Here is a 14,558-nt window from a genome sequence, read left to right on the forward strand (position 1 = left end):
GCTGAGGCACCACGGCCTCCGGGAAATGTGGGGCCATTCATCCTCAAGCGAACGGCCGCCCTCGGGCGGCCGTCGGTGTCTCCGGATCGTCGGCGTCAGAGCACGAGGGTCGTGACCTCGATGTTGCCGTGGGTGGCGTGCGAGTAGGGGCAGATGCCGTGGCCCGCCTCGGCGACCTTCTCGGCCTCGGCGCGCTCGACGCCGGGCAGGCTCACCTCGAGCGTCACCACGAGGCCGAAGCCCTTGTCGGCGCGCGGGCCGATGCCGACCGTGGCGCGGACGGTGGCGTCGGCAGGCACGCGGGCGAGGCTCTTGTCCTGCGCGGTCGCGAAGCGGATCGCACCGAGATAGCAGGCGGCATAGCCGGCGGCGAAGAGCTGCTCGGGGTTGTTGCCGTCGCCGGAGCCGCCAAGTGCCTTGGGCGGGGCGAGCCGGAATTCCAGCATCCCGTCCTCGGTCTTCACCAGCCCCTCGCGGCCACCGCCGCTGGCGAGGGCGGCAACGCTGTATTTCGCTTCGATCGACATGACATGCTCCTGATGAGTCGGGTGCGATTGTATCGTGTGCGATGTATCTAGCCGGCGCCGCGCTGCCCTGCAAGAGATTGCGACAAGATCGTGCGCGATATATTTATGGCTCAAAGGAGGCCCGCCATGTCCGACAACGCACTGCTCTGCCTCAGCCTCTATGCCGCCTCGCGGGCGATGACCCGGGTCTACCAGCCGCTGCTCGACGCGCTGGACCTGACCTATCCGCAATACGTGGTGCTGCTGTCGCTCTGGGCCGAGGACGACCAGCCGGTGGGCGCGATCGGCCGGCGGCTGATGCTCGAGACCAACACGCTGACGCCGCTGCTCAAGCGAATGGAGGCGGCGGGGCTGCTGCGCCGGACGCGCAGCGCCCGCGACGAGCGGCAGGTGATCGTCTCGCTGACAGAGGCGGGCAGGGAGATGGAGGCACGCGCCGCCCATGTGCCGGGTTGCATCGTCGCGGCGACCGGGCTGGACCAGGACGAGCTGCGCGATCTCGCCACCCGTGTCGCCGCCCTCAAGGATCGGCTGGCCGCGCAGGCGTGACGGCGCGGGGCCGGTTCGGCCATCGCATGCGGGTCGCTCGCGGCATCGCTGTCATCTTGACAGCTCCACGATCCGGCGCGCACCATGACGACATGGGGCCCGCGACCGCCCCACGAGGCGCCAGCCGAAGATCGCGTTCCATGCCACCCGTGTAACGGAGGAACGCAGATGCCTGCGCCAAACGCGATATCACCGGAAAAGCTCGCCCGCCTGATCGGCACGCCGAAGACGCCGCTGTTGCTGGATGTCCGCTCCGACGAGGACCGTGCCGCCGATCCGCGCCTGCTTCCCGGCGCCCTTGCGGTCGGCGACCGCGCCCCGACAGCGCTTGCCGCCGAGCTGTCCGGCAGGCCCTCGATCGCCATCTGTCAGGCCGGCCACAAGCGCAGCCAGGGGGCGGCCGCGTGGCTGCGCGCCGAAGGCTGTCCGTCGGAATATCTCGAAGGCGGGTTCGAGGCGTGGCGCGAGGCCGGCCTGCCGCTGGTCGACACGAGGCATCTGCCGCCGCGCGACGGGCAGGGCCGGACCGTCTGGGTCACGCGCGCCCGGCCCAAGATCGACCGCGTCGCCTGTCCCTGGCTGATCCGCCGCTTCGTCGACCCCCGCGCGGTGTTCCTGTTCGTCGCCCCGGCCGAGGTCGAGGGCGTGGCCGAGCGATACGGCGCGGCGCCCTTCGACGTGGAGAACGTGTTCTGGAGCCATCGGGACGCGCACTGCACCTTTGACGTCATGCTGTCGGAGTTCGGCCTGTCGCTGCCCGCGCTCAAGCGGCTCGCCGTGATCGTGCGCGGCGCCGACACCGCGCGGCTCGACCTCGCGCCCGAGGCGGCGGGCCTGCTGGCCGCCTCGCTCGGCCTGTCGCGCATGCATGCCGACGATCTCGAGCAGCTCGACGCCGGGATGCTGCTCTACGACGCCTTCTACCGCTGGGCCCGGGACGCCACCGACGAGACCCATAACTGGCCCACCAACAAGCCCGGACCGCACGGCCCGCAATGAGACAGGATCGCCCTTACCCCAGCCTCGCCGAGGCGACGCGCATCTGGGCCCGGATCGGCCTGCTGAGTTTCGGCGGACCGGCCGGTCAGATCGCGCTGATGCACCGCATCCTAGTCGAGGAGCAGAAATGGCTGGGCGAGCGACGCTTCCTGCACGCGCTCAACTACTGCATGCTGCTGCCGGGGCCCGAGGCGATGCAGCTCGCCGTCTATATCGGCTGGCTGATGCACCGCACCATCGGCGGGCTGATCGCGGGGCTGCTCTTCGTGCTGCCCGGCGTCGCGGCGATCATGACGCTGAGCTGGATCTACGCGCTCTACGGCAATGTCGGGCCGGTCGAGGCGCTGTTCTTCGGGCTCAAGGCGGCGGTTCTGGCCATCGTCGTGCAGGCGGTGGTCCGGATCGGGTCCCGCGCGTTGAAGAACGGTGCGATGCTGGCGGTCGCCGTGGCCTCCTTCGTGGCGATCTTCGTCTTCGCCGTGCCGTTTCCGCTGATCGTGCTCACCGCCGGGCTGATCGGCTTTCTCGGCGCGCGTGCGGGGCTGCCGGCCTTCCAGGATGGCGGCGGGCACGGCAAGGTGGGCGCCGTGCAGGTCGACGACGCCGAGACGCTGCTGGGCGAGGAGACGCCGGAGCATACCCGCGTCAACCGCGCCTGGGCGCTGCGCGTCTCCTCGGTTCTGCTCCTGCTCTGGTTGACGCCGGTCGCACTCCTCTTTCTCCTGTCCGGCCCGGCCGATGTCTTCGCGCAGATCGCCGGGTTCTTCAGCGTCATGGCGGTGGTGACCTTCGGCGGCGCCTATGCGGTGCTGGCCTATGTCGCGCAGGAGGCGGTGCAGAATTTCGGCTGGCTCGCGCCCGGCGAGATGCTCGACGGGCTGGGCATGGCCGAGACCACGCCGGGGCCGCTGATCATGGTGACGCAGTTCGTGGGCTTCATGGGCGCCTATCGCGACGCCGGGGGCCTGCCGCCGCTGCTGGCGGGCACGCTGGGCGGGCTGCTGACCACATGGGTGACCTTCATGCCCTGCTACCTGTGGATCTTCCTCGGCGCCCCCTTCATCGAGCGCATGCGTGGCAACAAGGTGCTGGGCGCCGCCCTGACCGCGATCACCGCCGCCGTGGTGGGGGTGATCCTGAACCTCGCGATCTGGTTCGGGATGCACGTGATCTTCGAGGATGTCAGACCCGTCACGGGCATGGGCGTCGACATGGAACTGCCGGTGCCCGCTTCGGTCGACCTCGCGGCGCTGGCCCTGGTGGTGCTGGCCGCCATCGCCGTGTTTCGCCTCCGCCTCGGCCCGGTCACGGTGCTGGCCGCATGCGCGGCGGCGGGCATGGTGATCGGGGCCGTGGGCTGGGCCTAGGCGCCGGGCAGGGCGCCGGCACCCCGCCTTCACTTGCCCGGCGCTTCGGCCGACGATCTGGCGATAGAGCGCTGGGTCGGTGTCGGCCTCGGGGCCGAAGAGGAGCACCCGCGCCGCCGCATCCGGCGGGCGCACGCGATCCTGACTGCGCCTCTCGTTTCTGGGTCGGCTGCGCCCCGTGCGAATTGACGCCGGGTGTCACCGACCTGCCGCAGCGCGCCTGGACGGGCTGTCCGCCGGTCGGCGCCTTTCCCGTGGCAGAAATGTCATTGGATCAGCGTGCGAAACGGTACCGCGCCGGCCACGCCACAGAAATGCCCGACTTCATGAGGAAAAGTTAACAGGGGAACGGCTCGATCCGCCGCGGCGGTGGGGCGACATGACGGGATACGAGGGAACGAGATATGCGCAACCTGAAATTCACGGGCGGCATGAAAAATGCCGGCGTCTCGCTTGCGCTGGCTTTGGCCATGGCGGGCGGTGCCAAGGCCGATCCGGCGGCGATGGACGCGCTGGCCGAACGCGGTGCCGCCGCGATCGGGCGGCTGCACGCCAACGCGCAGCGGGCGCTGGTGACGGTCGCCCAGGACGAGGCCTTCACCGCCTATTTCGAAACCCACGAGAATGGCGACCGCCATCTCCACAAGGCGCGCATCGACCAGGTGTCGCTCGCCACGCAGGACCGGTTCCACGTCGAGGAGATGTGCCTGATCGACCCCAACGGCGCCGAAATCTCGCGCATCGTCGGCGACCAGATCGCGCATGACCTCGCCACCGACGAGGCGGACGCCTCGTTCTTCGCGCCCGGCTTCGCCACCGCGCATCGGCAGGTCTATACCTCGCCGATCTACCTGTCGCCGGATGCCGACAAATGGGTGGTGGCCTATGTCACCCCGGTGATGGTCGGCGACGACAAGCGTTCGATCCTGCATTACGAGCACGCCTTCACCGCCTATGGCGACGTGCTGCAGCGGCTGGCCGCGAACGGCCCGGGCGAGTTGATGATCGTCGCCGATACCGGCCACGTGATCTATGACAGCCGTCAGGAGATCCCGACCGCGCGGGTCGGCGATCTCGAGGCGCGCGACGACTATTTCGAGCGGTTCGAGTTTGCCGGTCTCGACCTCGCGGGGTTCCGCGCGGCGATCGGCCAGGACGCGACCAGCGGTCAGGGCCGCATCGAGGCCGGTGACGTGGCGCGCGACGCCGCCTTCCGCGTCATCGGTCCCTGGACGCTCATCGGCTGGCAGGACAGCTGATCATGGCGAGGCGCATCCCCGATCTCGGTTGGGCGCGGGCGGGGCTGCGTCTCAAGGTCTCGGCGACGCTGTTCGCCTGCGCGGTGGCATCGCTCGGCATCGGCACGGTGGTCGCCACCCAGTTCGGCGAGCGCGCCCTGCAGACCGAGATGGCCGACAAGGTCACCCGCGCGCTGCAGGCCGACATGCATGATTTCGAGCGGTTGCTCGACCGCGCGATGTACGACCTGACCACCCTTTCCGAGACGGCCGCGATGCAGGACGTGCTGATCGCCGACGGCATCGGCGAGATCGCGCGTTCGCTGCGGATGGTGCGGACCCGCTACCGCGAGTTCGGGGCCTTCGTGGTGACCGACGACACCGGCACGGTGATCGCGGCCGAGGGCGCCGACACTGCGCCCGGCGACAGCTTCACCTTCGACCAGCTGGGGCGCAGCCTCGAGGGCCTACCGATGGTGGGCCAGTTCGACGCCCATCCCGAGCTTGCCGACGACTCCTTCCTGTTCAGCGTGCCGATCCGGGCCGAGTACGACCCGCTGACCGTGATCGGCGTGCTGTCCGGCGTGATCGACATGTCCCAGCTGCAGGCGCAGCTCGCCCGGATCCAGATCGTCGACGAGGCGCAGGGCGCCGAGCGGGCGCTGCTCTTGTGCGACGGCGAGGGCCGGCTGATCTACCGCACGCCGGACCCGGCCGCCGACGCCATCGTCGGCCGCCTGATGGACGCCGCGGTCAAGGCAGGGGCGGCCCAGCCGGTGGCCCGTGGCGGTGATCTCGTGACCGCGGCGGACATGCCCCGCGGCAGCGCCTTCGATCACCTCGACCTGCAGATGGTCGCCGGCGTCACCGAGCAGGCGGTGTTCGGCAGCATCGATCAGCTCAAGCGCAACCTCGCCCTGACCACCGCCCTGATCGCGCTGGTCATGCTGGTCCTCGGCCGGTTCGGCGCCCGCAGCCTGACCAACCCGATCACCGCCATGAGCGCGGCGATGAACCGGCTGTCGCAGCACAGCCGCGACGACGACCGCGTGCCCGAGGTCGACGGGCTGATCGCACCCGCCATCCTCACCCGCAAGGACGAGATCGGCGTGCTGGCGCGCAGCTTCCGGCGGCTGATCTCGCAGCTCGCGGAGGCCCGCCAGCGGCTGATCGAGCAGTCCGAGGCCGAGATCGCCCAGCGCGCCATCCAGCTCGACGCCGCGCTCAACAACATGTCGCTCGGCCTGTGCATGTTCGGCCCAGACGGCAAGCTGGTGGTGCACAACCACCGCTTCGAAGAGATCTACGGCCTGTCCGTCGAGGCGCTCCAGCCCGGCATGGCGATCGGCGAGCTGCTCGACGTGATCCGCGGCGCCGGCCACGACCCCGATGGCGAGGACCTCGATTTCGTCTCGGTTCTGGCGCGGCGCGACGGCAACCGGGTGACGCGCAGCCATCTCGCCACCACCGGCGACGGCCGCTCGGTGTCGATCTCCTGCGTGCCGATGCCCACGGGCGGCTGGGTCGCCACCTTCGAGGACGTGACCCAGCGCAAGCATGACGAGGCCCGGATCGAGCACATGGCGCATCACGACGCGCTCACCGACCTGCCCAACCGCCTGCTGTTCTCGCGCCGGATCGAAGAGACCATCGCCAGCTCGGCGCGTGGCCGCGAGCACGCGGTGTTCTATCTCGATCTCGATCATTTCAAGTCGGTCAACGACCTGCACGGCCACCCGATCGGCGACGAGCTGCTGCGCCAGGTGGGCGCGCGGCTGCAGGGCTGCCTGCGCCCCACCGGCGTCGTGGCCCGTTTCGGCGGCGACGAGTTCGCCATCGTCGAGAGCGACATCTCCTCGGGCGAGGAGGCGCGCAAGCTCGCCGAGCGGATCATCGAGGAGATCTCCCGGCCCTTCGAGATCGACGATCACCTGGTCGTGGTCGGCACCAGCATCGGCATCGCGCTCTATCCCGGCGATGGCGGCGACGCCGAGACGCTGGTCAAGGCGGCCGACATGGCGCTCTACCGGGCCAAGGCCGACGGCCGCAACGGCTTCCGCTTCTTCGAGCAGGAGATGGACAGCTCGATGCAGCGGCGACGCCTGCTCGAGCGCGACCTGCGGCTTGCGCTCAAGAATGACGAGCTGGAGGTGTTCTACCAGCCGATCGTCAATATCGGCACCAGCCGGGTCAGCTGCTTCGAGGCGCTGCTGCGCTGGACCCATCCCGAGCGCGGCGCGGTCTCCCCGGCCGAGTTCATCCCGCTGGCCGAGGAGATCGGCCTGATCGGCGAGATCGGCCACTGGGTGCTGGAGCGCGCCTGCGAGGCCGCCTCCGGCTGGCCCGAGCATGTCCGCATCGCGGTCAACCTCTCGCCGGCCCAGTTCCGCGCCCACAGCCTCGTCGACCAGGTCGCGCGGGCGCTGGAGCGCACCGGTCTCGCGCCGCACCGGCTTGAGCTGGAGATCACCGAATCGATCCTGCTGCGGCAGACCGATCTGGTGCTGACGATCCTCAAGCAGCTGCGGGCCATGGGCGTGCGCGTCTCGATGGATGATTTCGGCACCGGCTACAGCTCGCTGGGCTATCTGCGCTCCTTCCCCTTCGACAAGATCAAGATCGACCGCTCCTTCATCCGCGATGTCGAGAAGGGCGGCGACGCGCTGTCGATCGTGCGGGCGATCACCGGTCTGGGGGCGAGCCTCGGCATGACCACCACCGCCGAGGGGGTCGAGACCATCGAACAGCTCAGCCGGCTGCGCTCCGAGGGCTGCGACGAGGTGCAGGGCTTCTATTACAGCCCGGCGGTCCGGCTCGAAGCGGTGCAGGCGCTGCTCGACGGCATCGGCGCGGTGCCGCAGCCCGGCTCGAAGGTTCCGACGGCGTTGAGCGCCTGAGGCGGCGGCGCGCCATTATCGCACCGCCGGACCCCACCGGGCCCGGCGGTCTGGGCCGTGCCCGGGCCGCAAAGCCCCGCGACGCTCGAAACAAAGGACCGAAGACCGGCCAGACTTTGCCCCATTCAGCCCCCAATCGGGTGGTGATGTGAGCCTGACCATAAACGGCGGGGGCGCGTCATGGCTGTCTATCTCTTCTCGGGCTTCACCGAATCCGACCTGACGACCAAGGACCACATCGCCGTCGGCGACCCGATCGACGTGCCCGGCGCGACCACCCACAGCTTCCGCCTCGAGGATGACGACGCCCGGATGTCGGGCGACACGATCACCGAGGGCCAGAGCGACGACCGCACCCAGAGCGTCAGCATACGCAAGGGCACCACGAATGTCGTCGACGGCCCGATCTATCTCGACGAGGTCTACACGCTCGAAGACCCCGATGGAAACCGCTACACCATGTACGAGATGGAGGTGGAGGGCACCGGCGAGGACTTCTACGTCTTCCAGGACCCGCCGCCGCCGCCGGGCACCAAGCTAATGGTCGTCGGCCGCGAGGACGCCACCGCCGGCGACGTCTCCTACGACCAGTTCTCGGGCAATGACGGCTTCGAAGCCAACGATCGCGAGGTCGGGACGGTCCATGGCGGGCCGGGCAACGACACCATCGCCGGCACGCCGGGCGACAACGTCCTCTATGGCGGCGCGGGCGACGACAAGATCAGCGGCGGCAACGGCGCCGACCAGATCTATGGCGGCGACGGCGACGACACCCTGAACGGCGAAGCTGGCAACGACACGCTCTATGGGGGCGCGGGCAACGACGTGGTCGAGGGCGGCACCGGCGACGACCAGCTCTATGGCGGGGAGGGGGCCGACAGCCTCTATGGCGGCCATGGCAGGGACACCCTCAATGGCGGTGCGGGCGCCGACACGCTCTATGGCGGCGAGGATGACGACCTCTTCGTGCTGGAGGACGGCTTCGGCGCCGACCGGATCTATGGCGGCGGCGTCGCGAACGGCACCGATGTCGACCGGATCGACCTGAGCGGGCTGAGCTCGGGCGTCGAGATCACCTATACCGGCGAGGAATCCGGCACCATCCGGCAGGGCGACAGCCTCGCCCGCTTCGAGGAGATCGAGCGCATCGACGGCACTGCCCATGGCGACCGGATCGACGCCTCGGCCCGCAGCGACGCCGCCACCATCGACGGCGGTGCCGGCAACGACACGATCATCGGCGGGGCGGGCAACGACACGCTGTCGGGCGGCGCCGGCGCCGACCGGATCGCCGGCGGGGCGGGCAATGACCGGATCGATCTCGGCACCCAGCCGGGCGAGGCCGACACCGTCGTGCTCTCGGATGGCGACGGCCAGGACGTGGTGCTGAACTTCGAGCCGCCGGTCGAGAACCCGAATGGCAGCTGGACCGCGATCGACCGGATCGACGTGTCGGGCCTGCACGATGCCAACGGCCAGCCGGTCAACATCTGGGACGCGACCGTGACCTCGGCCGACAATGGCGACGCGATCATCACCTTTCCGGGTGGCGAGAGCCTCCGCCTTGTCGGCGTGACCGCCGCCCAGGTCAGCTCCCCCGGCGCGATGACGGCGATGGGCATCCCGCCCTCGGACGGCACCATCACCGGCACCGCGGGGGACGATGTGATCACCCCGGGCTGGGCCGATGCCGATGGCGACCGGGTGGATTCGTCCGACGCCATCCTCGAACGCCACAGCGGCGACGACGACCTGATCCTCGCCGGGGCGGGCAACGACATCGTCGAGGCCGGGGCCGGGAACGACACCATCGTCGGCGGCAGCGGCGACGACGAGCTCTATGGCGGCACCGGCAGCGACCGCTTCGTGCTGTTCAACGGCTTCGGCCATGACCGGATCGCGGGTGGCGAGGACACGGGGGGCGACGATGTCGACAAGATCGACGGCAGCCACCTGTCGCAGGGCATGGACGTCACCTTCACCGGCGATGAGGCGGGCCGCCTCGAAGCGGGCACCGACAGCGCCGAGTTCAAGGAGATCGAGGCGGTGCAGGGCAGCGGGCAGGCCGACCGGATGGACGCCTCCGCGACCACCGGGGGCATCTCGCTCTCCGGCGGCGGCGGCGACGACACGCTGATCGGCGGCAGCGGCGAGGACCACCTCGCCGGGGGCACCGGCAATGACGTCCTCACCGGCGGTCGCGGCGCCGACCGTCTGAATGGCGGCGACGGCAACGACACGCTGCGGATGTCGCACGGCGACGGCGCTTCGGGCGGGGCGGGCGACGATTTGTTCCTGTTCGAGGATTTGGGTGAGACCGGGACCGGCGACACCACCGTCAATGGCGGCGAGGGTTTCGATACGCTCGACCTCGGCAAGGCCGCGCGGATGGAGACGCTCAGCATGACGAGCGGGCCCGACGGCTATTCCGGCTCGGTGCAGATGGACAACGGCTCCACCATGCGCTTCTCGCAGATGGAGCGGGTGATCTGCTTCACCGCCGACACCCGCATCGCCACGCCCTTCGGCCCGCGCCGCGCCGCCGATCTGGCGGTGGGCGATTTGGTGCTGACCCGCGACAATGGCCCGCGGCCGCTGCGGTGGGTCGGCAGCCGCCGCACCACCGCAGTTGGTCCGCGCGCGCCGATCCGGATCCGGCCCGGCGTGCTGCCGGGGCTGGAGCGCGACCTGCTGGTGTCGCCGCAGCACAGGATGCTGTTCGAAGGCTACCGTGCGCAGCTGCTGTTCGGCGCCGACGAGGTGCTGATCGCCGCGCGCTACCTCGTCGACGGCTACGACGTGACGGTGGAGCGGGGCGGCGAGGTGCACTACGTCCACCTGCTGTTCGACGCCCACGAGATCGTCATGGCCGAGGGCGCCGCGACCGAGAGCTTCCAGCCCGGCCTGCGCGGCATCATCGGTCTCGACGCGCCCTCGCGCGAGCGGCTCTTCACGGTCTGCCCGCAGCTGCGCGCGATGCCCGATGGCTGGGGCCGGTCGGCCCGCCCGACGCTCCGGGCGCACGAGGCGCGCGCGCTGCTCGCCGCTTGAAAAAGGGGTGTCTGCAAACCGTGTTGGATTACCTGGCGGACAAAATCGAAACTCGGCATCCATCGCAACTGATGTGAAACAAGAACCGACAATGACCGCTGCCTATCGCTTGCCCGAGGCATTGGAGACCGAGCGCTATCGCCTCAGACGCCTTCGGGTGGAAGATGCTCCAGCTATCTTTGACGCCTACGCGTCCGATCCTGTTGTCACGAAGTATCTGACATGGAGGCCGAGCGAGACCGAGGCGGAAACTGCTGCCGTCCTCAAAATCCTGTCAAGCAACTGGGATCGGGGCGAAAGCTTTCCGATGGTCGCGTTCCATCGTGAACAACCCGAGGACCTGCTTGGCATGTTCGAGGCCCGGCTGATCGGTTCGCGGGTAAACTATGGATACGTCCTCAAGGCCACTGCTTGGGGTAAGGGATGCGCTTCGGAAGTCATGCGCGCGCTCATTCCGCATGCGCTGTCCCATCCGGAGATATTCAGAACGGAAGCATATTGCGATGTCGACAATTCGGCATCGGCTCGAGTGCTGGAGAAGGCGGGCATGATCCGCGAGGGAACCCTGCGCCGCTACCTTGTTCATCCGAATGTTTCGGATGAACCGCGCGATTGCCTTGTCTATTCGAAGGTCGCGTAGAAGCCTCAAGGAGGCACCCGCACGGTGTGCGGACACTCCCTGAAGAAGGCGCGGGGGTCTCCCCCCCGCGCCCATGGCCCTCAGAGCCGGATCACGAAGCGGGCGAAGCCGTCCGGCCCGTCGCCAGCAGGCGCGATCTGCACGCCCTTCACGTCGTTGAGATACTCGGCCGCCCGCGGGCCGGTGTCGAACAGCACCGAGGTGCCGTCGAGCGGCGTGAAGTGCCAATTGGCGTCGGCCGAGGGGCTGATCGTGCCCTGTTCGACGATGTAGCGCACGATCACGTCGCGGTTGGTGTCGGGCGCCTCGAACACGATGGTCGAGCCATCCGCGCCGGGGAAGCTGCCGCCGCCGGTGGCGCGGTAGTTGTTGGTGGCGACGATGAACTCCTGTTCGGAATCAATGGGCTGGCCCTCGAACTGAAGGTTCTTGATCCGGCTGGCATCGGGGTTCACCACGTTGCCCTCGCGGTCGAACTTCGACGGCTCGGAGAGGTCGATCTCATAGGTCACCCCGTCGATCACGTCGAAATTGTAGGACGGGAATTCGGGGTTCAGCAGGACCTGGTCCTCCTGTCCCGGTTCGACCTGGTTGAACATGCCCGCCGAGCGCTCAAGCCAGTCCTTGACCTGCGCGCCGGTGATCCGCACCGCCCGCACCGTGTTCGGGTAGAGGTAGAGATCGGCCACGTTCTTGATCGCCACGTCGCCGGTCGGCACGTCGGTATAGTATTCCGGACCGCCGCGACCGCCCGCCTTGAAGGGCGCCGCCGCCGAGAGGATCGGCAGACCCTCATGCTCGGTGCCGGCCAGCATCTGCTCGATGTACCAGCGCTGCGCGTTGGAAACGATCTGCACCGACGGGTCGTCGGCCACCAGCGCGAAGTAGCTATGCAGCGGCGCGTCGGTCTTGCCCACCGCGCGGCGCACGTAGTCGAGCGTCTCCTGGTGCTCCTGCGCGACCGATTCCAGCACCGGCTCGAAGCTCTCCACCAGCGGCGTGATCGACCGGTCCTCGCCGCGCTCGTAGATCGGGCGCGCCTCGACCTCGGCCTCGGCCACGCGCCAGCCTTCGCCGTCGCGTTCGATCATCAGGTCGACGAGACCCATGTGGCTGCCCCAGAAGCCCGCCATCACGCCCGGCTTGCCGCCGATCGTACCGGCGGCGACGTCGACCCCCTCATGCCCCTCGTAATCGGGGCCGGGGAAGACGAGGTGGCTGTGCCCGGTCAGGATCACGTCGATCCCCTCGACCCGCGCCAGCGGGATCGCGGCGTTCTCCATGCCTTCCTCGTGCTCGGCCGCGCCGATGCCGCTATGGCTCAGCGCGATGACGATGTCGGCGCCTTCCTCGCGGATCTTGGGGACATAGGCCTCGGCGGCGCGGACGATGTCGCGCGGCTCGACCTTGCCCTCGAGATGCTTGCGGTCCCAGTTCATGATCTGCGGCGGCACGAAGCCGATCACGCCGATCCGGATCGGATGGGTTTCGCCGTCGCCGGTGGTGATCTCGCGGTCGAGGATCACGTAGGGCGGCACCAGAGTCTCGTCCTCGATGATGCTCTCGCCCTTGGTCGTCACGACGTTGGCCGAGACGATCGGGAAGGCGGCGCCGGCGACCGAGTTCATCAGGAAGTCTAGCCCGTAGTTGAACTCGTGGTTGCCGAGCGTCGAGGCGTCGAAGCCGAGCGTGTTCATCGCCTCGATCACCGGGTGCATCGCGCCTTCGGGCATGCCGCGCTCATAGGCGATGTAGTCGCCCATCGGGTTGCCCTGCAGGAAATCGCCATTGTCGAACAGCACCGAGTTGGTGGCCTCGGCGCGGATGTCCTCGATCAGCCGCGCGGTGCGGGCGAGGCCGACCGTGTCGATCTCCTTGTCGGCGTAATAATCATAGGGGTAGACGTGGACGTGGATGTCCGTCGTCTCCATGATGCGCAGATGCGCCTGTCCACCCTGGGCCCTGACCGAGAAAGGGTGCAGCGCCAGCATGGCCGAGCTTCCGGCGAGAAAGCCGCGGCGGTTCAGGATCAGTGTCATGATCGTCTCCCTGCTGTCGGGGGTCGTGCGCCCCCGTGTCATGCCGGCAGGGTAACGGCTTCGCGTTACAGGGGAATGACCTTTCGCATCTTGCCGTAGCGGAAAGGCGGCGTCGGGTCAGGCGTGGAGGCGCTCCGCGGTCTCAGGCGGAAAGGCGATCAGCGCCGCCAGCCCCTCGGGCCGCCAGTCGAATTCGAGCCGCCCGCCCGCCGCCTCGACCATGCTTCGGATGATCGCGGCGCCGTTGCGCCGCTGCGGCGGCGCCACCTCCGGGCCGCCGCTCTCGCGCCAGCGCAGCGCGAGGCCCTCGGCCTCATCGACCGCGATCTCGACCCGGCCCGTGGCGCGGCTCAGCGCGCCGTGCTTGACCGCGTTCGCGGCCAGCTCGTGCAGCGCCAGCGTCAGCGCCGAGACCGCGGCCCCCGGCACCCGCGCATCCGCGCCGACCAGCTCCAACTGCGCCGCGCCCACCGGCGCATAGGCCGCGAGCAGCGGCTCGATCAGCGGGCGCAGCCGCACCGTCTCGTCCGGCGGGGTGGCGAAGGCGCGGAAATGCGTGTCGCTGAGCGCCCTGAGCCGGCGCTCGATCTGCACGGCCAGCGCTTGCGGGTCGCTTTCGTCCCGGGCCGACATGCGGATCGTCACCGACATCACGTTGACGATGTTGCGGAGCCGGTGCTCCAGCTCGCGCGTCGCCAGCTCGCGGCCGCGCCGCTCGGCCTCGCGCTGCGGGGCGGCGTCCATCTGCGTGCCGAAGAAGAACCGCGCGCGGCCATTCTCGTCGTCGAGCGGCCCGATCTGCAGGGTGTTGATGAAGGCCTCGCCATTCTTGCGGTAATTGACCAGCTCGACCGTGCCGACCCGTCGCTCCGCCAGGATGCGGCCGATCTCCTCGACGCTCTGCGGGGTGGTCGCCGGGCCCTGCAGGAACCGGCAATTGCGGCCCAGCGTCTCCTCGGGCGGATAGCCGGTCAGCTCGCAGAAGGCGGCGTTGACATAGACGATCGGGTTGTCGGGCAGGGTGGGGTCGGTGACGCAGAGCGGCAGCCGGGTGTGGCGGATCGTGGCCAGCAATCCTGCCTCGTCGAATCCCGGTGCGCAGGCCCAGAGCGGTTCGTCGGTTGCCAGCTTCATGTCGCGCCCTCCGATGTCGCCATCAGGACGGCCCCAAGGGAGAGTCGGGTCAACCCGAACGGCCCGGATGGCGGCGATATGACGTAGCGTCACGAGCGCGCCGCCGAGCTGGCGCCG

Annotated in this window: 10 protein-coding genes; 7 read left to right on the forward strand and 3 right to left on the reverse strand. The window is 69.1% G+C overall.

The features are described 5' to 3' along the window. Nucleotides 1–95: 95 nt before the first annotated feature. Nucleotides 96–527, reverse strand: a complete 432-nt coding sequence (locus tag FHS00_RS00395) for an organic hydroperoxide resistance protein (protein ID WP_183468791.1) — start codon at nucleotides 525–527, stop codon at nucleotides 96–98. Nucleotides 528–653: 126 nt separating this feature from the next. Between FHS00_RS00395 and FHS00_RS00400 the strand changes: the two genes are divergently transcribed. From FHS00_RS00400 to FHS00_RS00430, 7 genes are all read left to right on the forward strand, one after another. Then, nucleotides 654–1,076 (forward strand): MarR family winged helix-turn-helix transcriptional regulator, encoded by a 423-nt coding sequence (locus FHS00_RS00400; RefSeq protein ID WP_183468793.1) that lies wholly within the window; start codon nucleotides 654–656, stop codon nucleotides 1,074–1,076. Nucleotides 1,077–1,244: 168 nt separating this feature from the next. Next, nucleotides 1,245–2,075, forward strand: coding sequence for a chromate resistance protein ChrB domain-containing protein (locus FHS00_RS00405; RefSeq protein WP_183468795.1), 831 nt, complete (start codon nucleotides 1,245–1,247; stop codon nucleotides 2,073–2,075). Next, entirely contained in the window at nucleotides 2,072–3,442 is a 1,371-nt protein-coding gene (gene chrA, locus FHS00_RS00410) for a chromate efflux transporter (protein ID WP_183468797.1), read from the forward strand. Before FHS00_RS00405 ends, chrA begins: the two co-directional genes overlap by 4 nt. Before the next feature lie 404 nt (nucleotides 3,443–3,846). After that, entirely contained in the window at nucleotides 3,847–4,701 is an 855-nt protein-coding gene (locus FHS00_RS00415) for a cache domain-containing protein (RefSeq protein WP_183468799.1), read from the forward strand. Between the two features lie 2 nt (nucleotides 4,702–4,703). Beyond that, the gene (locus FHS00_RS00420) at nucleotides 4,704–7,577 is read left to right on the forward strand and encodes a bifunctional diguanylate cyclase/phosphodiesterase (protein WP_183468801.1); all 2,874 of its coding nucleotides are present in this window, start codon (nucleotides 4,704–4,706) and stop codon (nucleotides 7,575–7,577) included. Between the two features lie 180 nt (nucleotides 7,578–7,757). Then, complete coding sequence (locus FHS00_RS17835; protein ID WP_183468803.1) at nucleotides 7,758–10,628, forward strand: Hint domain-containing protein; 2,871 nt, start codon at nucleotides 7,758–7,760, stop codon at nucleotides 10,626–10,628. Between the two features lie 91 nt (nucleotides 10,629–10,719). After that, nucleotides 10,720–11,268 (forward strand): GNAT family N-acetyltransferase, encoded by a 549-nt coding sequence (locus FHS00_RS00430; RefSeq protein WP_183468805.1) that lies wholly within the window; start codon nucleotides 10,720–10,722, stop codon nucleotides 11,266–11,268. 80 nt (nucleotides 11,269–11,348) lie between these two features. Here FHS00_RS00430 and FHS00_RS00435 read toward each other — a convergent pair whose 3' ends face one another. Both FHS00_RS00435 and FHS00_RS00440 read right to left on the reverse strand, forming a co-directional pair. Next, a complete protein-coding gene (locus tag FHS00_RS00435) occupies nucleotides 11,349–13,307 on the reverse strand; it encodes a bifunctional 2',3'-cyclic-nucleotide 2'-phosphodiesterase/3'-nucleotidase (protein ID WP_183468807.1) in 1,959 nt (652 codons plus the stop codon). A gap of 117 nt (nucleotides 13,308–13,424) precedes the next feature. Then, complete coding sequence (locus tag FHS00_RS00440) at nucleotides 13,425–14,441, reverse strand: PAS domain-containing protein (protein ID WP_183468809.1); 1,017 nt, start codon at nucleotides 14,439–14,441, stop codon at nucleotides 13,425–13,427. Between the last annotated feature and the right edge of the window lie 117 nt (nucleotides 14,442–14,558).

Origin of the sequence: Limimaricola variabilis, from assembly GCF_014195545.1 — a bacterium.
Classification (GTDB): domain Bacteria; phylum Pseudomonadota; class Alphaproteobacteria; order Rhodobacterales; family Rhodobacteraceae; genus Limimaricola; species Limimaricola variabilis.

Excerpts from the sequence above, each read along its gene's own strand:
- FHS00_RS00395 (WP_183468791.1), bottom strand. The coding sequence starts at position 527 with ATGTCGATCGAAGCGAAATACAGCGTTGCCGCCCTCGCCAGCGGCGGT.
- FHS00_RS00400 (WP_183468793.1), top strand. The coding sequence starts at position 654 with ATGTCCGACAACGCACTGCTCTGCCTCAGCCTCTATGCCGCCTCGCGG.
- FHS00_RS00405 (WP_183468795.1), top strand. The coding sequence starts at position 1,245 with ATGCCTGCGCCAAACGCGATATCACCGGAAAAGCTCGCCCGCCTGATC.
- chrA (WP_183468797.1), top strand. The coding sequence starts at position 2,072 with ATGAGACAGGATCGCCCTTACCCCAGCCTCGCCGAGGCGACGCGCATC.
- FHS00_RS00415 (WP_183468799.1), top strand. The coding sequence starts at position 3,847 with ATGCGCAACCTGAAATTCACGGGCGGCATGAAAAATGCCGGCGTCTCG.
- FHS00_RS00420 (WP_183468801.1), top strand. The coding sequence starts at position 4,704 with ATGGCGAGGCGCATCCCCGATCTCGGTTGGGCGCGGGCGGGGCTGCGT.
- FHS00_RS17835 (WP_183468803.1), top strand. The coding sequence starts at position 7,758 with ATGGCTGTCTATCTCTTCTCGGGCTTCACCGAATCCGACCTGACGACC.
- FHS00_RS00430 (WP_183468805.1), top strand. The coding sequence starts at position 10,720 with ATGACCGCTGCCTATCGCTTGCCCGAGGCATTGGAGACCGAGCGCTAT.
- FHS00_RS00435 (WP_183468807.1), bottom strand. The coding sequence starts at position 13,307 with ATGACACTGATCCTGAACCGCCGCGGCTTTCTCGCCGGAAGCTCGGCC.
- FHS00_RS00440 (WP_183468809.1), bottom strand. The coding sequence starts at position 14,441 with ATGAAGCTGGCAACCGACGAACCGCTCTGGGCCTGCGCACCGGGATTC.